Origin of the sequence: Dongshaea marina (assembly GCF_003072645.1) — a bacterium.
In the GTDB taxonomy this organism is placed as follows: Bacteria; Pseudomonadota; Gammaproteobacteria; order Enterobacterales; family Aeromonadaceae; genus Dongshaea; species Dongshaea marina.
Genome location: NZ_CP028897.1, coordinates 2,740,611 through 2,759,051, shown reverse-complemented (window position 1 = coordinate 2,759,051; position 18,441 = coordinate 2,740,611). Strand labels below are relative to the sequence as shown.

The following is an 18,441-nucleotide window of genomic DNA, read 5'->3' as shown; positions in this document are numbered from 1 at the left end:
TTTGATAGGGCCTCAATGATGACCTTTGGCTCCAGATCGACTACCATAGCGGCTTTGTGATTCTTGATTTTGGCTGCTTATGTCCCGGGAAGAGTTTGTCTTTGACACCCGCTTTAAACTGCAATATCTCCACCCTCGTAACTGGGGGGCATTTATCGCTCTTGGCCTGCTATTTATCCTGGCCTGGCTCCCCGTCTGTTTCCGGGATGGGCTAGCAGGGCTACTGTCTCCTCTGTTAGTGCGCTTTTCCAAGAAGCAGTGTTATATCGCCAAAGTGAATCTTCGGCTGTGCTTTCCCGATATGCCCGAGTCTGAGGTTGAGTCTATGGTGAACGATTCGGTCCGGGTCGGGCTCAAGGCGATGCTGAACTTTGGTGAGTTTACCTTTCGCTCGCGCCGCTATCTGAGCCAGCGTTTTGATGTGGAGGGGGCTGAGCATCTGCGTGAGTTTCGTGAGGCGGGGCAGCCGATTATTGTGCTCACTCCACATACCTGGGCGTTGGATGCGGGCCTGTGGTTTGCGTTGGAGGGGATGCCTATGTGTGCCTTTGTGCATGGGGCCCACAACCCGGTATATGACTGGTTTATCAATCGCCAGCGGATGCGTTTTGGGGGCTATGTTTACGAGCGCAGCATGGGGATCAAGTCGGTGGTACGCTCGATTCGCTCAGGCGATAGCTTTTACTATCTGCCCGATCAGGACAGAGGCGCCGAGCTGAGCATTTTCCTGCCGTTTTTTGGTGCTCAAAAAGCAACGATCCCGGCACTCTCCAAGTTGTCACGTCTGACCAAGGCTCCGGTGGTTCCAACCATTTGTGGTTACGATGAAAATAGCCGAAAATACAAGATCCAGATCCAGCCAGCGCTAAGCGACTTTCCAAGTCGTGATGAGGAGGGGGATGCCCTGCGAATGAACCAGTGTCTGGAGGGGATGCTCAGGGAGAACCTCAAGCAGTACATGTGGTTCTTAAAGATTTTTCAGACCCGCCCCAATGGCGAAGTGAGCCCTTATGAGGCCGGGATCAAGGCGATTCGGGAGGGGAAAGAACCCCCCCATTGCCTTAGGGGATCGGCTGAGCTAGATGGCGCGATCCTGGTAAAGTGGAATGCGGGTCAACTTGCTCATCTGATCCAGATATTGTTCAAGATTCGCTGGGAACTTGAAATCTTTCACACAGGTTAGATTTCTGAGGAAGGGGAAGATCTCAAAGTCATCCCAGCCGATGACATTATTGCGTTCTGCAGGGGGCTTGAGCCAGTCAAGCATCGATAGGGTGGCTTCGGCATGACCCTTATAGCGATCCGTGTAACGCATCGCATCTTCGAAGCTGCATTCGATCATCGCTTCCTTGTTTGAGGTGTACCAGCGGATCGCCGATGGGGTTTGAAATTCAGGGAGATCCATCTTCACGAAGCGCGGCATGGTCAGGCAGTTCATCGGCTTTTGGATATGATCCAGCCACTCGGCCACCTCTTCTTTTTTGTGGCTGTCATCAATACGAACCGGCTCGCAATATTCATCCAGATAGCGGGCGATATCCAGGCTCTCTGCCATCCAGTTGCCATTATATTTTTCTAAGATGGGGACTGTGTTGCGACCCACCATAGCTTCTCTGTGCCGGACATCATCATTGTCCAGGTAGACTAGCTCAATGTAGAGGCGGTTGATACCGATCGCCATCTGCGCCTTGATACAGTAAGGGCAATGGTCAAACAGGTAAAGTTTCATCCTAAGCTCCTTGGATGCTCCTGCCGAAGGCTCTGTCCTGAGAACTCCGGCAGTCAATTGCGCTAATGTACGACTTTGTGCCGGAAACATTTTTTTGCTTCCTTTCACTTATCAGGCTAATGGACTGGGGCTGATTTGACAATAACCTGACCTTAGGGAGGAGAGGTTGAGGAGTAAACCCAGTCTTTTCTATCCCTGCTACCCTGGTGTTTTTATTGCGAAAATGTGGGATAAATCGCTTTAAAAACAGTGGTTTGTTAACAAGCATTGTGTCACTATCAAACGGACTGATTGTTTTGCATAGGAGGTGCATCTATGAGTTTATCCTCAGACCTACTGGGGCAGACCACGGGTTGGATTGAGCAGAATCAGGGGCTGTTGATCCAGTATGGGGTCAATATTGTTGCCGCTTTACTGGTGCTGATCATCGGGTTGTTTGCCGCCAGCCTGATCAGCCGCGGTGTTGGTAGGGTGATGGTCAAACGTAGAGTCGATCAGACCATAGTCGACTTTATTAGCGGGCTACTTAAATACCTGCTGATCATTGTGGTGGTGATCGCAGCTCTGTCCCGGGTGGGGGTGCAAACGGCCTCTGTCATCGCTATTTTGGGTGCAGCGGGTCTGGCTGTGGGGCTTGCCCTTAAAAACTCCCTGTCTAACTTTGCGTCCGGGATTTTACTGATCATGTTTCGCCCTTTTAAAAACGGCGATTATGTGGAGGCAGGGGGAAGTTCGGGAACTGTGACCCACATCAAGATCTTCTCGACCATTCTGACCATGCCGGATAACAAGGAGGTGACTTTGCCGAACTCCTCGGTAATGGGAGGCAAGATCATCAATTACTCTAAAAATCCAACCCGGCGAATCGATCTGGTGATCGGGGTAAGCTATGATGCCGATCTCAGGCAGACCCGGGATATCTTACAGCGGGTCATCGATGCCGAATCCAGGATCCTGCCGGAGCCTGCCCCCCTGATTGCGGTCAACGCCCTGGGAGATAGCTCGGTCAATTTTATTGTGCGCCCCTGGGTCAACCGGGCCGATCACTTCTCGGTGCATAATCAGCTCCTCGAAGAGATCAAGATCGCCCTGGATGCTGCCAACATAGGGATCCCATACCCACAGATGGATGTTCATCTCCACAAGGAGCAGTGATCGGTTTCGCTGCCTGACTAACCCCGCTTTAACGCGGGGTTTTTTATAACCAGGCACCCTTAAGGTTTCGAATTATGAGGTCAGTCAGCAAGACCAACAGAGCCTGAAGCTCACCACTAAAACCGCTCACCCCCTCTTTTGTTTAAAAAATATCCGGATTTTACGCTTTTTTTATTCACGGCTTTTTTTCCTGCATAGCTTTTTTACGCCGCTAATTCTTATGCTGTGACTCCCTTATTCAACCGGGATGAATGGATGATGCCACTTCATCTGATCGTGACAAGCCTTTGTTTGGCACTGGTGGTGTATCTGTTTGTGTGCCTTTATCGGGCGTTGTTAAGAAGGAAAAAATAATCATGTTGCTGAGCGCAATCGTGGGGAGTATCGGTTTGCTACTCGTGGTGTACCTGTTTGTTTGCTTGTTTCGAGTCGAGCTCTAGGAGAGATGATGAACGGATCCTATATGGCGATTGGACTCTATATCCTATTGCTGATCATATGCGCTCCGATTGTTGGGCGCTACATGTTTAAGGTGTTTGAGCGAAACACTCAGACGTTAGAGGTGCGTTGGCTGTCGCGCCTTGGCTTTGACTGCTCTGAGCAGGGGATAGGAGAGTACCTGAAGGCGATTATTGCCCTGACTATTTTAGGTATTTTACTGCTGATGATGATCCTGATGGGGCAGGCATCCCTTCCGGGTAACCCCCTGCATTATCCGGGGCTAAGCTGGGATCTGGCATTTAATACTGCGGTCAGCTTTGTAACCAACACCAACTGGCAGGCATACGCCGGGGAGCTGCAGCTCTCTTCATTCAGCCAGACCCTGGGTCTTGCGGTGCAAAACTTTGTATCCGCAGCCGTGGGAATTGCGGTCGCCATCGCGATTTTCCGGGGCATAGCCCGGCAAAGCACAGATAAGCTTGGAAACTTCTGGGTTGATGCGGTTCGCAGTGTGCTGTTTATCCTGTTGCCGCTGGCCTTCATCCTGGCGATCGTGCTGGTGAGCCAGGGCGTTCCTCAAACCCTGTCTGCCTCACATCAGGTGACTCTGCTATCTGGGGTTAAATCCTTGGTTCACTTAGGGGATGTAGCATCCCAGGTCGCAATCAAGCAGCTCGGCAGTAATGGGGGGGGCTTTTACGGAGTAAACTCGGCATACCCTCTGGAGAATCCGACCCAGCTTAGTAATTTCCTGGAGTGTTTTGCGATTATCCTGCTTCCGGCAGCCTTGATCTTCACCTTTGGCTATTACATCCGTCATCACAAGCACACCCGGACTCTGTTTATTACCATGACGGCATTCTTGCTGGTGTGGTTGCTGCTGACCATCTGCTTTGAGGTGGCTCGCGACCCCAGTCTGCATGGACTGGGGCTGATGGACGCGCAGCACTGGTTTGGTAAAGAGAGCCGCTTTGGTCCGGCATTAACCGCTTTGTGGGGCGTCGTCACAACCGCTACCTCAAACGGATCTGTCAATGGCATGCATGACAGCATGTCGATTTTGGGGGGCATGATGGTGCTCTCTAACATGTTACTGGGCAGCCTCTATTATGGCGGCGTGGGATCCGGGATTTATGGACTACTGGTTTACCTGCTGTTGACCGTATTCATCGCCGGCCTGATGAGTGGGCGTACCCCGGATTATCTGGGTAAGCGGATCGGGGCCTATGAGATCAAGTGGATGATTGTCGCCATGCTGGTGATGCCGCTGGGGGTACTGCTGCTGGCTTCTATTGCCTGGTTCTGGCCCGGCTCCCATAGTGCTCTGTTCAATCATGGTGCCCATGGGATCACCGAATGGCTGTATGCCTATACCTCGGCGGTCGGGGACAATGGATCTGCCTTTGCCGGTTTTGGGGCTGATATGCCGGTTCATAACATTTTACTGGCGGTAGGTATGTTGCTCGGACGATTTGGGATCATGTTTCCTATGCTGCTCATCGCAGCCCGCATGGCGAAGCAACCCAAAACGACTGGAGGGGATCTGCCGGTATCCGGGCCGCTTTTTGGAGGCCTGCTTTCCTCGGTAATTATTTTGGTGGGAGGACTGAGCTTTCTGCCGGTCCTGGTTCTTGGCCCTGTGGCCGAATATCTCAAGATGCATGGTTGAGGAGTCAAGCTATGTCTGTAGTTGAACATCAAACTGAGTGGCAGCCGGAGCAGCAACAAGCCGGGCTCGGATTGGGAAAGGGACAGATCTTCTACTCTGCTCTGAAACAGGCACTGATCAAGTTTAATCCCAGGTACCTGTGGGATCAGCCGGTATTGCTGGTGTTGGAGATCGCAGCCCTGCTCAGCCTGCTGGTGACCCTGGTTGCCCCCGAGGCCCAGTTGGGAGGCAGTCCGGCTGTGGCCTGGCAGCTGACCTTTTGGTTGTGGGCAACCCTGCTGTTTGCCAATTTCAGTGAGGCATTGGCAGAGGGGCGGGGTAAGGCTCGCGCCGATAGCCTGCGTGATGGGATGGCGAATCTTCTGGCCACCCGCTGCATCGATGGAGGAGAGACCACAGAAGTGGTTGCGGCGACAGCACTGCGTAAAGGAGACATAGTGCTGGTAAAGGCCGGGGAGATGATCCCGGCCGATGGTGAGGTGATTGAGGGGATCGCTGCGGTGAACGAAGCGGCGATCACCGGTGAGTCTGCGCCTGTGATCCGTGAGTCCGGCGGTGATCGCTGCGCGGTGACTGGCAATACAGTGGTGGTTTCAGATTGGATCCGCATTCAGGTGACGGTCGAGCAGGGTGATTCTACTCTGGATCGGATGATCGCTCTGGTTGAGGGAACCAAGCGCCAGAAGACCCCCAATGAGATTGCCCTCAATGGATTATTGATCGGTCTGACCCTGATCCTGCTGGTGGTGGTTCTCACCCTGCCGGTATTTGCCAGCATGGTGGGAGGACATCTCCCGTTGCTATTCTTGATAGCTCTGGTGATCACCCTGATCCCAACTACCATCGGCGGTCTGCTTTCAGCGATCGGGATAGCCGGGATGGATCGCCTGATCCGTTGTAACGTGGTGGCTAAATCGGGGAAAGCCGTGGAGGCTGCCGGTGATGTGCAGACCTTGTTGCTGGATAAAACCGGAACCATTACCTTCGGCAACCGGATGGCCGATGAGTTTATCAGCGCACCCGGGGTCGAAAAGCAATATCTGGCTGAGGTCGCCTGCCTGACCTCCCTGAGTGATGAGACTCCTGAGGGTAAGTCGATTGTCGAGCTGGCGCAGTCAGCTTATGGGTTGAGTGGCGCTTTGCCAAAAGGGGCTGAGTTTGTGCCTTTCACCGCAGAAACCCGCTCATCAGGAATCGACTTTTCCGGACGTAAATTGCGTAAAGGAGCCGTGGATGCGATGGCCTCCTGGGTGGGGCTGACTAATGAGACACTCCCTGCGGAGCTAAAACAGGCTGTGAATGGGATCGCCCAATCCGGGGGGACGCCATTGCTGGTGGCCGAGCAGGGGCGTCTGTTGGGGGCGATTCATCTCAAAGATGTGATCAAACCCGGGATCCGTGAACGCTTTGCCGAGCTCAGGCAGATGGGGATCCGCACCGTGATGGTGACCGGGGACAATCCGCTGACCGCTGCGGTGATCGCGGCGGAATCCGGGGTTGATGATTTCATTGCCGAGGCCACGCCTGAGAAGAAATTGAACTATATCCGCCAGGAGCAAAGTGGCGGGCGGATGGTCGCCATGTGTGGTGACGGTGCCAATGATGCACCTGCTCTGGCCCAGGCTGATGTCGGGGTTGCGATGAACGATGGTACCCAGGCGGCGAGAGAAGCTGCGAATATGGTGGATCTTGACTCGGATCCCACCAAGCTCATCGATGTTGTCGGGGTTGGCAAGCAGCTTCTGGCAACCCGTGGGGCACTGACCACCTTCTCGATTGCCAATGATGTTGCAAAATACTTTGCCCTGCTCCCGGCGCTGTTTATCGGTATCTATCCTTCGCTGGCTGTACTCAACGTGATGCATCTGCACAGTGCTTCGAGCGCTATGCTATCGGCCATTATCTATAATGCCCTGATCATTTTGGCCCTGGTGCCGCTGGCACTCAGAGGGGTTAAGGTCAGGCAGATGAATACGGCCCGTTTTTTACGGCATAACCTGGTGATTTATGGGCTGGGGGGATCATTGCACCCTTCATCGGGATCAAGTTACTGGATATGCTGCTGGTCGCCCTGGGCTGGGCTTAGGACGCCGTTTAGATTTGACAATCGTGTGCCTGAATAACTTTTTAGGCCACGCAGTGAATACGAAGTTCTTCCATGAACTTCCATCCCAGCTCAGCTCCATGCTTTGCGTGCGTTGTTCTGGGAACAACTTACCCCTGTATGCTCGATGCCAGCCTCCATGCTGGCAACGGACCTAAAACGATATTTCAGGCAATTTTTGGGTACTGGAACTCTATATAGGCTAAGAGCATTGAAGTGAAGTGTCAGGAGAGAGATTGATGATTAAGAGTATTAAAGAATCCCTGCTGTTACTGGTGATGATGAGTGTCCTCACCGGGGTGTTCTACCCCGGAGTGGTGATGGCAATCGCACAGCTTGTGTGGCCGGCTCAGGCTAATGGCAGCCTGATCCTGGATGGTTCGGGTCAAGCCCGTGGCTCCTACCTTTTGGGCCAGGATTATTCAGGCAAAGGTTATTTTCATCTGCGTCCTCTGACCGGTCAGGATAATGGGGGCAGGGGGAATCTGGCGGTCTCCAGTGAAGCGCGCCGCCAATTTGAAGCCGCTCACGCCAAGCCTGGGATGCCTGCGGTGCTGGCGACGGTGTCGGCGAGTGGCGTCGATCCGGATCTCCCCTTTGATGCGGCCGTTTACCAGATCCCAAGGGTTGCCAGAGCGCGACACATGTCGCAGTTTGAGCTTGAGTCTGTGATACAAAAACAGGCTCAGGGTGGGATGCTGGGGCCTCGCTATGTTAATGTGATGCGCCTGAATCAAGAGTTAGACAAGATAAGCGGAATCCATTAATGAGAGATGAAGCCAGAGCCGATGCCCTGTTGTCGACGGTTGAAGAGAGTAGCCGTGGGCGTTTGACCATCTTTTTGGGGGCAGCGCCCGGAGTCGGCAAGACCTACAGCATGCTGCAAGCGGCTAAAGAGCAGCTTACTGCCGGTCGCCGGGTGTTGATCGGCGTTGTGGAAACCCATGGACGACAGGACACCGCGGCTCTGGCCAGGGGAATGGAGCGCATTCCCTGTGACATCCATGAATACCGCAGAAAGTCACTGGCTGAGTTTTCTCTCGATGGGGCCCTGGAGGCCCGCCCGGATCTGCTGCTCCTTGATGAACTGGCACATACCAATGTGCCGGGCAGTCGTCACCAAAAGCGTTACCAGGATGTCGAAGAGCTGCTCAAGGCGGGAATTGATGTGTTTACCACCCTCAATGTGCAGCACCTGGCGAGCCTGCATGACACGGTCAAACAGCTGACCGGGGTGGATGTACGCGAGCAGGTTCCGGATACCCTGTTGGAGCTTGCCTTCGAGATAAAATTGGTGGATCTGCCGGTTCGGGAGCTGCTGGGAAGGCTTGAGGCGGGTAAGGTGTATGTGCCTCATCAGGCGCGCGCCGCAATGAGCTCATTCTTTACTCATGGGAACCTCTCGGCGCTGCGTGAACTGGCCCTGCATACGGCGGCTCAGTGTGTCGACCGCCAAACCCAATTACTGAGGACTGCCAAGGGAGATAATCAGGCGGCGATCGTACCCCATCTGTTGGTATGTATTGAATCCCTGGAAGAGTCTGAGGCAATGATCCGACGGGGACATCAATTTGCAAGGCTGCGGCATCTCTCCTGGTCTGTGGTGGCTTTTGGTAAGGAGGCCCGGGCCTCAGAGGCTGCCGGGGCTTTACAACTGGCGCGTGATCTCGGAGCCGATGTGGAGATCCTCTACGATTCCGATCGTCCCCGGGCTGTGCGTGAAGTTGCCAGGCGGCGCAAGGTAACGGCCCTTATGGTTGCAAATCGCGCAGCCCGCTGGTGGCGAAAGGGGATCGGGCAGCAGCTGCAAGGGGTTGATGAGGGATGGAATCTCATCCTGGTGCCGGCACCTAAACCTGGCAGGCGTCGAGCGCGCCGCGATGAGCGCGGCGATCTCAAAGATTATTTGCAGGCACTGGTGGTGATGGCTATTGCCAGTGTGATCGCCTTTCCGCTCAGCCACTGGCTGTCACTCTCAGATTTGTCGATGGTGTATCAGGTCGGGGTCCTGGTGGTGGCGGTGCGTACCCGGGTGCGGGCGACTTTGTTTGCCGCTGTGGTGGCATTTCTGTGTTTTAATTTCTTCTTCACCGCGCCCTATTTTCAGTTTTTTATAGAGCACCGCTCCGACACCATCACAGCTCTGGTGTTCTTGTTGTTTGCGCTCTTTACCGGGCACCTGGCTTCGCGACTGCGTAAGCAGGTGTTGTATCTCAGACGCAGCAACCATTTTGCGACCAGCCTGTTGGAGTTTAGTCGTCGTCTTTCCGGTCAGTTGACCCACCATGAATTTCTCGAAGAGGGAGGCCGGCAGCTTTCCCAGGCCCTGGGTCTGGATGTGTTGGTGATGGGTAAGGATCCTGACCAAGGGTTAACCACCATCAGTCGCTCCTCTCCGGGAGCCGGGGTGACTGTGAAGGAGCAAACGGCCGCTAACTGGTGTCTGAGTAACGGTGAGGCTGCCGGCTTTTCTACCAATACCCTCAATAGCTGTGACTGGTTATTTTTGCCGCTTAAACTCAATGATGGACAGGTCCATCAGGTGGTGGGGATCCGCGGCGATGAATCCTTACAATCGAGCCAGCGGCGCAATCAGCTGGATGCCTGGCTTGAGGTGTGGCGTCAGGCCCTCTCCCAGAGTGAGCTCAGAGAGGCTCTGGCGGAGGAGCGTCTCAAGAGTGAGACTGAGCAGCTCAGAGCTGTATTGCTCTCCTCAATCTCCCATGATCTACGAACGCCGCTGACAACCCTTATTGGTAGCACGGATAGCTGGCTCAGATACCATACACAGCTGAGCCAGGCTGAACAGTTGAGTCTCATCGAGGGGGTTGCGACCGAAGGTAAACGTCTGCATCGCTATGTGACTCATCTTCTGGATATGACCCGGATCGGTCAGGGGGAGTTGACCCTCAATCGCCAGCCGGTTGAGGTAGAGCAACTGCTCTCCAATGTGATCGGGCGTCTTGAGACCGAGTTAAAGCCTTTTGAACTGGTGACCCATGTGGATGAGGGGATCCCACGTTTGAATGTTCACGCCTCGCTTTTGGAGCAATCTTTGCTCAATGTGCTGGATAATGCCTGCCAATGGACAAAACTTGACGGCAGAATTGGTATAAACGTTCGCAAACTGAAAGACAAATTGAAAATTGAAATCTACGATCAGGGGCCTGGAATCGATCCCAATTTGCGTTGGCAGATTTTTGAGCCCTTCTTTACGACACGCAAGAGGGATCGGGGTCCGGGAGGGAGTGGCCTGGGTTTGGCCATTGCCAAGGGAATGATTCAGGCCCACGGTGGCTCCATCAAGGCTCTGGCGTGTACAGAAGAGGAGGGGTATGCAACCTGCATCCAGATCCAGCTTCCTTTGGATCAAAACAGCGCGGAGAGTGAATGATGAAGATTCTGGTGGTTGATGATGAGCAGGCGATCCGAACTTTCCTGCGGATCAGTCTCAGGGCCGAAGGCTATGAGGTACTGGAGGCAGAGTCCGGAGAGCAGGCACTGGTGTGCTGTACCCAGCACGCCCCGGAGTTAGTTTTACTGGATCTTGGGCTACCGGATATGGATGGTTTTGAGGTGCTCAGTACATTGCGTCAATGGAGCCAGATCCCTGTGCTGGTGGTTTCGGCGCGCAGCCAGGAGAGTGAAGTGGTAAGGCTATTGGAAGCCGGAGCCAACGACTATGTGATCAAGCCCTTTGGGATCCGGGAACTGTTAGCCCGGGTCCGGGTGCTGTTTCGGGACTATCAGCAGACGCCGGCGACTCAATACATTGAAGTGGCCGATCTCTGCCTTGACCTGGTGAATCACAAACTGCTGCGGGGTGAACAGCAGATCCATCTGTCCAAAAAGGAGTTTACCCTGTTTGAGCATCTGGCTCGCCATGCTGGGAAGCTGGTTACTCAGCAGACTCTGCTGACTGCTATCTGGGGAGAGACGCACAAGGATGATAGCCATTACCTGCGGGTTCTGGTTGGCCAGCTACGTAAAAAGTTGGGTGATGATATTCAGCAGCCTCGATATATAGAGACGGAAACAGGTATCGGTTACCGATTACGTATGGATGAGGGCTAGCTATTTTTTGCTGTGGCAATTAATTTGTTTACAGACAGCCAAGCCCCGGATACCGATCATGATAACTTCAGGCGTTGGATATTTCTGATTCTCGCTCGTTGCGATCTAACTATAGGATTGATGCTAATTGCTCATATATAAGAGCTCATTCCTGTGGTGCCTGTTGAACAGCGACTGTTTTAGGGAAAATCTTAAACTTAGACCTTAATTTGATAATTGCTGACAACACTCACAGGCAGATGAGTCTTTATTCAGCTGTAGATTATCTGGGGTTGAGCATGAACTGGCAGTCGTTTAACAACTATCCTTAGCTGAGGCTTTGAACATCAATTGAATCATTCCCTTGTTGGTAGATAACAATCACAATAAGGGACACCAAAAATGAAAGGGATGCTAGAGCCAGCTAGCCAGGAACTGATGCTTCAGTTTATGGATGCTTGCCTTGAGCCTATGGCTCTGAAAGACGCAGACTCACGCTTCATCTATGTTAATCAAAGTTATCGCGAACTTCTTCATCTCCCCGATGAATTGGATATTCGATCTTTAAATGTAAGGCAGTTACCACAGGAGATAGCTCAATTTTCTGAGCTATACCTCTGTCAGGATCAACAGATAAAAAAGAGTAAAAAGTCTCTGTCTTCTCTTGAGATCAACTTCTTTGGAAAGGATCGTCAGTTAAAAAGTTATCTGATGCGAAAGACGCCACTGTTCAATGCTCAGGGTGAACTTGAGTATATAGTGGTCCAGGGAGAGCCCATTCAACATTCACTAACCATCTTCTCCAAGGTTCTATTTGGAGGTATTTTAAAGAATGAAGCATTTTCCATAGCTGGAGAAGAGGCTAAGGGGATATCTCAGATCAGTCTATCTAAAAATAATTGGGAAGCGGCTTTTCTATTTTCTCTGGGACTTAGCTATAAGAGTATCTCCCAGCGCCTTGGGATCAGTAAAAATGCAGCCGAGATGCGAATTAAGCGAGTCAGCCAGCAGCTGGATATTCCAGTCCCTTTATTAGCCGATCACCTGAGAAGTCATGGGTGGATCTCCAACATTCCGCAGCGCTTTCTGTTCGACAAGCCTAATTCAATCCCACTTGATTCCGCTGAGCTTGATACTTTGCTCAGGGAAAAAGCGCGTTAGAGTAGCGACGCTTGGTTGCTGGAGCGCCTCAGTAACTTGGCGAATATGAATATTAGACTCACTATGAGAACTATCAAAGTAGCTCATAGTGAGTCTTTCAGGCATAAATATCGCGAGGGTGGTGTTTGTCATCTGCTGGTGATGCCTGGATTCAGCCATCACCAGCACGCTGTAAATCCGGATCTCTTCCATGAGATTCCTTCCGAGCTTAGCTTCCTGCTTAGGTGTGTTGCTCCGAAAGCAACTTACCCATGGGATCTCTACTGCCCCGGCTATCATCCCTGATACCCTCTTCCAGTTCGGTATCCTACCTCTCGTTTCGCTTCTTTGAAGCTTCAGCCCTGCAGCAGAAGGCCAGTGATGCTGAAACAAGTCATCTAAAATCGAACAACCGATCTGAGATATGACCATAGTAAATCGGTCTGTGTTACTAAAACTGAGCATTTGCCATGACGGTGATCATACCCGAGTAATGGCCAGGAAACTTCTTCCCCAAGGCTGGAGCCATCAAGTGAAGCTTAATATAGGAAGTTTCCCTCGTTGTTCTGATATCTATTTCAGATCCAAGATACAGCTTCCTGAAACTGCCGCAAAGAGCATCTGTGTTATCCTCACAGGATGAAAGGAATACCTCAACCGGGCTCTTTACCTTGGTCTTTGGATTTTCGATGGCACAATAGCGTATCCCGTGAACGGTGAGCTGGTTATCACAAAGAGTACTATATTTGACACCGACAATGGATTGATTGGTTGTGTACTCCAGTTGAAGATCGGGAGATGCTATATAATCACCCCGGCTATTTTTTGAATTTATTAGGGTGATATTGGCTGTTCGTTGATGATTATTGGCTAACCAGAAACTGCTGGTAAAAGGAATATTCAGGGTTAGGTTCTGAGCATTAAATTGAAATGCATACCTGGCTAGATTATTTTGATAATCATTGACTGCGGTGGGGTTACGACTAGAGTCATGGTTGGTAACTAGTGGCGCTATGCTGGTATTTTGACCCTGAGAGGGCTGTAATAGAAAACTATTTTTTAAAGACCAATGTCCTCCGCGAAGGTTGTGGAGCTGCTCTTTCGATATGCCAAAGTAGCCAGCTCGGATACTCTCGTTCCAGGTGGCAGAATTCGTAACCGTAAAGTTTAGGTTGGTGCATCCGGCTTGAATCAAAGCCTGGGTTGCCGATCCAATATTTCTACTCCAGAGAACGCAGGACTGATTAAAGTGGACAGATAGCTTATCTCTATTATTATCTGGATAAATTTCTATTATATAGGCGAGAAGCTTTATATCTAATGGTTTCTGTTGAACACCATAACTGAACAGGGCTTTCTCACTAACCTTAGAAAATGGAGTTTGTTGAATACTACTCCCTTTAGAAGGTGAAGGTGTATGTACCTGCATCAGAACGGATGGGTTCTGATTTGTTTGCCTCCAAACCAGGTAGTGTCCGTTCTGGGTCAGGACTTCTTCTGAAGAAGCAGGAGTTGCACCAGCAAAACTGTCGATGTTTAATATTCTGTCGCCATCCGAGGTAAGATTAAGAGTGATTTTAGGTTGAATGTCTACTGTATTATGAAAAATGACTTCTTCACTGGCGTAACTTAAAGGAGAAAGCAGAATGTTAACTACTATGGCGGTTGAGATACATATAGATGTATAAGTTATTAACGTTATCAGTTTGTTCATCATTCTATCCATATCTTTAATGTTTCAGGAAGATTTCTTCTAACATAACTCGTATTTTATTTTGGTCATTCATCTAATGATGAGATGAGCTATGCGCTCCATTACATAGGACCTTCCCAATCCATGAACCATTGTGAATGTTATTGATTTTATCTTTGCTTAGTTGATATGAGCAGCGTTTACCATTGGAGAGGGTGATTGCTAGTTTAGGCGATGATTTATTTATTCCTATCATAAAGTATCCTTGAGCATCACTATGCTCCGATGAGAGATGATTATCAATTTTGGCATAGGGTGCACTCGTATTATGACTCACGATCTGACCGACGACCTGAATGGTTGGAATCACCTTGCGCTTAATATGATAAATTTGCCCTGGATATAAGACAAAACTGTCATCTGAGCTCTTCCACCATAATGAATCCTTATTTTCATTTGAATTCATTAAGTATACATCATAATATGAATAGCGAGTTAATGGAATAAAGTTAATTCCAGTGGATACCGGGTAATGGCTACCATTGATATTAAGAATCATCTTTACATTCTCAGGCGATTCTAAGTCAAAAATGATTCCACTATCGCTTGTTGTATTATGGCTGAAAGCCATATCGCCACCGGATACGGCTATACTACCACTCAGTGAGCTTGCGAGGCTTTGAGTATTATGACCTGAGTCATTTTGAATGGCACTAGCATTAATTGCCCCTTGCAAATAACTTCGATCCATAGATAGTGAACCACTGACCATGTCTGCATTATCACGATGAGATACTCCAATGCTTCCATTAGTGATAAACGATTTATTGTCGGCAGCTAAAGAATAGCTTGAATCAGCTGAGAATGTTTTCTGATTGGGGTTATATATGAGACTAGAATTAACACTGCTGTTGTCGTTAAAAACATGCGTTAGCGTTAATCCATAGAAGTAGTTAAATTGATCGGGAGAGCCGATGATGCTTTCATCATTATCCCAAGATGCGGATATGTTTCCCTGGATAAAAAAACCATGACCACTATATAGGTTTAACATATATGATGCATTGTATCCCATATTCTTTCGTTGGATATCATAGGTGTTATTTAATGACAGAGTCCCATATTGCGCCATAAATATTGATGCATTCAAGTTGATGTTGTTTGATTCAAAATCAAAGGGTGAGTAATCGAAATGGCTATTTTTTCTCACATGGTTATAAAGGAGGCTTATATTAAGCATCGAACCAAATGATTTCTGAAGACTGCCAGTGAAAGCAAATCCTCCATGCGCGTCAGCTCCGGCATTGATATTACTTCTGATGTTCTCAGGGAGAGCGAGTTGGTTATCAAGTTCAACAACTGAAACCTGACCTATCTGATATAGGTTAAGGCTGCTGAATAGATGAGGACTCATGACTCTGCGTAGAGAACCTCCAAAGTAGGGCATATCAAACTCGGAGTCATCCTTTTGTGATGCGATGCCTCCCCAAAGAGAGTAAGCAATACCCAGGTTTGGAGATAGTGTTGAGAGATCAAAAGGTTTATTGATGATCTCTGTTCGCGATCCTGTGACTTTCCCTCCTTCCAGGAGATCGATTTTCACCGGGTAGACGCCACTTGGGAAATTAGATGTGTCAAGTTGATGAGAACCAATATCAAAGTGCTGCACACTTAGTAAAGTTCCATCCTTATAGATTCGTGCTGTCGTGTGACGAGGAACGAATATGATGATGGGATTCAGCGATTGTTGAGACTTGTCAAGCAGTAGACTATTACTTGAGTACCAACTGGCAGCGATAACTTTACCTCCATACCCATAGTTCATCCCTGAGCTGGAAGAACCAAATATGCCTGTTCCATTGCCATAGTTAAGACTGGTAACGCTCTTTTGGTTGTTGTGAATCAGCTTAAGTGAGCTTAGGACATAATCATTGTAGTGCTCATTATGAGAGAGGTAACCGGAGGCTATTGCATGGGTGTTTGAATAGCCAGTTGTATTTGTGAGAGCAAGGCTTGATGTGCTTGTATTATTACTATCACCAAATGTTTTGGATGAATTCAGGCTGTATTGCATGACAGATGATAAATAATTTTTTTCCGGAGGAGGCAGGTAATTATGGTGAGAGATTATTTGTGTTTTGAATAGTGATTTATTCAAAATTAGTTTTGCCTTCAGAGTATCAAGGCTAAGCTTAACTAAAATAAGTTGCTGATTTTTAATGGTGCAAACATGCATGTTGATTAGCTTGTTTGAGCAAATAATTGGCTTGTTTGCAATGAATCCATTTTCCAATATATCTATCATATATTTTTTTGCTGAAATAGATAGTGGTAATTTTTTTAGTAATTTATTTGGAGATTCGATAGATAATTTTTTATCTTTAATATGAGCTATATGTACACCCATATCATTTCCGGAGTACGAGATGCTTATAGGAAAACCCTGGGTTTTAAATTCATTTTGAAATGACTTTGGTATGGCGCTCCAGTCAAAAGGTGAATTATCATTCCCTTCTTGGGGGGCTGAAGTGTAAGCTACACTAATCTTCAGTGAGGGCACATTGATATTCTGAGATATGACTTGCTGAGCTGATACCGTATTACTCATAAGCAATAGTATTGAGAATAGGTTCTTTTTCATGAGAGGCTCACTTTACTACTCTATAACTCATCATTTTCCGTGTTTGCCCAAGTTCGAGAGATAGGGATAATTGATCTCGATAGTTTGCAAGATTGAATTGTTCCTGAAGTCCCGGGTAGATGTAGCTCCGGGTGTTTTTTCTGTATTTACAGCTTTTCTCAGGTAAGTGATCAGAAATGCACTTATCAAAAGTTTCGGCAATAATAACCCCATTTCCTGTATTCTTTATCTTTACTTTCCCTTGATCACGCTTAATTCGATAACTATACTTTACACTTTTGGGCTCTATGACCAGGGCGGTGGATAATCCAATCCCGACAGATGCCCTGGCTCTTATTTTTTCTAGCTGCTTATGAGAGATGTTAAACCCATACTCTTTTTCAGGAATGACAGGGAGAAATGCGACCCGGTAAAATCCAAGATCTTTAGGGCGACCATTGGGCAGGGAGAAAATAATATTTACAGAGTGCTTTGGCAGGACAACCAAATGATTTGGATAAACCATCAAGCTTTGTGTCATATCTTTAAGTGTTAGCAGCTTATCTTTTTCTTTGCTTAGTGGGTGGGTTACTTTATACACCTTTACAAGGAAATATTTTGGTGTGCTGCAGCTATTGTTGGTTAGAGTTTTGACAAGCTGATCTTGGGGGGAATTATCATCAGTATGCCAATAGTTGAATAGACCATTGATGGCAACTCCACCGTGGCACTCTTTATACGGAACGATTTGACTGTTATTTATTTCGTCAGCTTTGGCTATTGTGATATATACCAAACAAATGAATAGAAGCGTAATATAGAAAATTGTTTTTTTTATGGTTTTAGACGACATTAAAATTAGCCACTCTGTCAAATAGGTGTGAAGCAGAGTGATTCTGCTTCACCGATGAAGTTAATTGATAATATTATGCACTGGTACTATTAGGTTTAAATGTGCCTTTGGCAACTATGGTGACACTCCCTGTATAAGTGGTATTCGGGGATTTTCGATAGTCGCTGACATCCATGACTCCGATAAAGCCAATGGGGATAAACACGTTATCATCGGAGTAGGTTTGATTGATCGTGTACTGTTCAGATGGTGAGAAGTTATTTGGTGCTGAGTAAGCTATAGGCGTAGTTGCTGTTTTGTCGAAAAAATCAGAGGGGTATGTAGTCTTTTCTCCCGGAGTGCCCGGAGTGACACAGGCAATCCCAGGATTACTCGGGTCTGGTAGTGCAATTTGATCTGTAATCAGGCCAGATGCTTGCGGACTTGAAAGGGTGCTGTTGTGTGTTACAAGAGTGATGGTGTCAAAGTAATAGGCATTGGGATCGGTATTATAGATATCCAGAGCATAGTAACTGGTTAGATCACCCATCTTCGTCAGGTTGGTGCCACTTTTCTTGCCCCATACAAAATGTCCCTTAAATGGATCAGTGGTCGCCAGTATCGGACTTGATCCAAGATCAACCACAGGATCCGTCGTGCTTGATAGACCTGTGGTTTTGGACTGCAGTGAAAAGTTGATCACAGGTTCTGGCCGGTTGACTGTTGCAGAGAGGTGAATGGTAAAGCTTGGATCTTGCGCACAAGCTGTGCCGGATAGGGCTGTCGAGATTAATCCCAAAAGGAATAATCGAACAGGCATAAACGATTGATTACTTTTCATCATAAATCCTTATGTGATGAATATAGAGTGCAGCGTTTTATTGATTTGCCAAAAACTTATAGAAAAACAACATCCCCTCACAGGATATGGGACCACATCATGTTGATGGCATCGCTGGAAAACTTATCATGATGAGTATCTGTGCATCGCTAAGTAGCTCCTTT

General features: G+C 48.7%; 12 protein-coding genes and 1 pseudogene. 8 read left to right on the top strand and 5 right to left on the bottom strand.

Annotation, left to right across the window (positions count from 1 at the left end; all coding sequences use genetic code 11):
- The first annotated feature begins 79 nt into the window (after positions 1-79).
- On the top strand, positions 80-1,183 hold the full coding sequence (lpxM, locus tag DB847_RS13050) for a lauroyl-Kdo(2)-lipid IV(A) myristoyltransferase (protein ID WP_108651099.1): 1,104 nt from the start codon (positions 80-82) through the stop codon (positions 1,181-1,183).
- On the opposite strand, the gene grxB is transcribed toward lpxM, so the two are convergent.
- Complete coding sequence (gene grxB, locus DB847_RS13045) at positions 1,079-1,729, bottom strand: glutaredoxin 2 (protein ID WP_159084603.1); 651 nt, start codon at positions 1,727-1,729, stop codon at positions 1,079-1,081. The two genes, lpxM and grxB, sit on opposite strands and share 105 nt — an antisense overlap.
- Before the next feature lie 315 nt (positions 1,730-2,044).
- On the opposite strand from grxB, the gene mscS reads away from it, so the two are divergent.
- The 7 genes and pseudogenes from mscS to DB847_RS13010 all read left to right on the top strand — a co-directional run bounded on the left by mscS (position 2,045) and on the right by DB847_RS13010 (position 12,312).
- Positions 2,045-2,884 (top strand): small-conductance mechanosensitive channel MscS, encoded by an 840-nt coding sequence (gene mscS, locus DB847_RS13040; RefSeq protein WP_108651097.1) that lies wholly within the window; start codon positions 2,045-2,047, stop codon positions 2,882-2,884.
- Between the two features lie 448 nt (positions 2,885-3,332).
- Positions 3,333-4,994: a potassium-transporting ATPase subunit KdpA gene (gene kdpA, locus DB847_RS13035; protein WP_108651096.1), complete on the top strand. Its 1,662-nt coding sequence runs from the start codon at positions 3,333-3,335 to the stop codon at positions 4,992-4,994.
- A gap of 71 nt (positions 4,995-5,065) precedes the next feature.
- Positions 5,066-7,080: pseudogene (kdpB, locus tag DB847_RS13030) on the top strand (potassium-transporting ATPase subunit KdpB).
- A gap of 257 nt (positions 7,081-7,337) precedes the next feature.
- Positions 7,338-7,865, top strand: coding sequence for a potassium-transporting ATPase subunit C (locus tag DB847_RS13025; protein ID WP_108651095.1), 528 nt, complete (start codon positions 7,338-7,340; stop codon positions 7,863-7,865).
- Positions 7,865-10,492 (top strand): DUF4118 domain-containing protein, encoded by a 2,628-nt coding sequence (locus DB847_RS13020; RefSeq protein ID WP_108651094.1) that lies wholly within the window; start codon positions 7,865-7,867, stop codon positions 10,490-10,492. Before DB847_RS13025 ends, DB847_RS13020 begins: the two co-directional genes overlap by 1 nt.
- On the top strand, positions 10,489-11,172 hold the full coding sequence (locus tag DB847_RS13015) for a response regulator (protein WP_108651093.1): 684 nt from the start codon (positions 10,489-10,491) through the stop codon (positions 11,170-11,172). Before DB847_RS13020 ends, DB847_RS13015 begins: the two co-directional genes overlap by 4 nt.
- Positions 11,173-11,553: 381 nt before the next feature.
- On the top strand, positions 11,554-12,312 hold the full coding sequence (locus DB847_RS13010; RefSeq protein WP_108651092.1) for a PAS domain-containing protein: 759 nt from the start codon (positions 11,554-11,556) through the stop codon (positions 12,310-12,312).
- A gap of 430 nt (positions 12,313-12,742) precedes the next feature.
- Here DB847_RS13010 and DB847_RS13000 read toward each other — a convergent pair whose 3' ends face one another.
- From DB847_RS13000 to DB847_RS12985, 4 genes are all read right to left on the bottom strand, one after another.
- Positions 12,743-14,005, bottom strand: a complete 1,263-nt coding sequence (locus DB847_RS13000) for a hypothetical protein (protein WP_108651090.1) — start codon at positions 14,003-14,005, stop codon at positions 12,743-12,745.
- 73 nt (positions 14,006-14,078) lie between these two features.
- The gene (locus DB847_RS12995; RefSeq protein ID WP_108651089.1) at positions 14,079-16,625 is read right to left on the bottom strand and encodes a TcfC E-set like domain-containing protein; all 2,547 of its coding nucleotides are present in this window, start codon (positions 16,623-16,625) and stop codon (positions 14,079-14,081) included.
- Between the two features lie 7 nt (positions 16,626-16,632).
- Complete coding sequence (locus DB847_RS12990; protein WP_108651088.1) at positions 16,633-17,457, bottom strand: hypothetical protein; 825 nt, start codon at positions 17,455-17,457, stop codon at positions 16,633-16,635.
- 73 nt (positions 17,458-17,530) lie between these two features.
- Complete coding sequence (locus tag DB847_RS12985) at positions 17,531-18,277, bottom strand: hypothetical protein (RefSeq protein ID WP_108651087.1); 747 nt, start codon at positions 18,275-18,277, stop codon at positions 17,531-17,533.
- Positions 18,278-18,441: the final 164 nt, after the last annotated feature.

Excerpts from the sequence above, each read along its gene's own strand:
- lpxM (WP_108651099.1), top strand. The coding sequence starts at position 80 with ATGTCCCGGGAAGAGTTTGTCTTTGACACCCGCTTTAAACTGCAATAT.
- grxB (WP_159084603.1), bottom strand. The coding sequence starts at position 1,729 with ATGAAACTTTACCTGTTTGACCATTGCCCTTACTGTATCAAGGCGCAG.
- mscS (WP_108651097.1), top strand. The coding sequence starts at position 2,045 with ATGAGTTTATCCTCAGACCTACTGGGGCAGACCACGGGTTGGATTGAG.
- kdpA (WP_108651096.1), top strand. The coding sequence starts at position 3,333 with ATGAACGGATCCTATATGGCGATTGGACTCTATATCCTATTGCTGATC.
- DB847_RS13025 (WP_108651095.1), top strand. The coding sequence starts at position 7,338 with ATGATTAAGAGTATTAAAGAATCCCTGCTGTTACTGGTGATGATGAGT.
- DB847_RS13020 (WP_108651094.1), top strand. The coding sequence starts at position 7,865 with ATGAGAGATGAAGCCAGAGCCGATGCCCTGTTGTCGACGGTTGAAGAG.
- DB847_RS13015 (WP_108651093.1), top strand. The coding sequence starts at position 10,489 with ATGATGAAGATTCTGGTGGTTGATGATGAGCAGGCGATCCGAACTTTC.
- DB847_RS13010 (WP_108651092.1), top strand. The coding sequence starts at position 11,554 with ATGAAAGGGATGCTAGAGCCAGCTAGCCAGGAACTGATGCTTCAGTTT.
- DB847_RS13000 (WP_108651090.1), bottom strand. The coding sequence starts at position 14,005 with ATGAACAAACTGATAACGTTAATAACTTATACATCTATATGTATCTCA.
- DB847_RS12995 (WP_108651089.1), bottom strand. The coding sequence starts at position 16,625 with ATGAAAAAGAACCTATTCTCAATACTATTGCTTATGAGTAATACGGTA.
- DB847_RS12990 (WP_108651088.1), bottom strand. The coding sequence starts at position 17,457 with ATGTCGTCTAAAACCATAAAAAAAACAATTTTCTATATTACGCTTCTA.
- DB847_RS12985 (WP_108651087.1), bottom strand. The coding sequence starts at position 18,277 with ATGAAAAGTAATCAATCGTTTATGCCTGTTCGATTATTCCTTTTGGGA.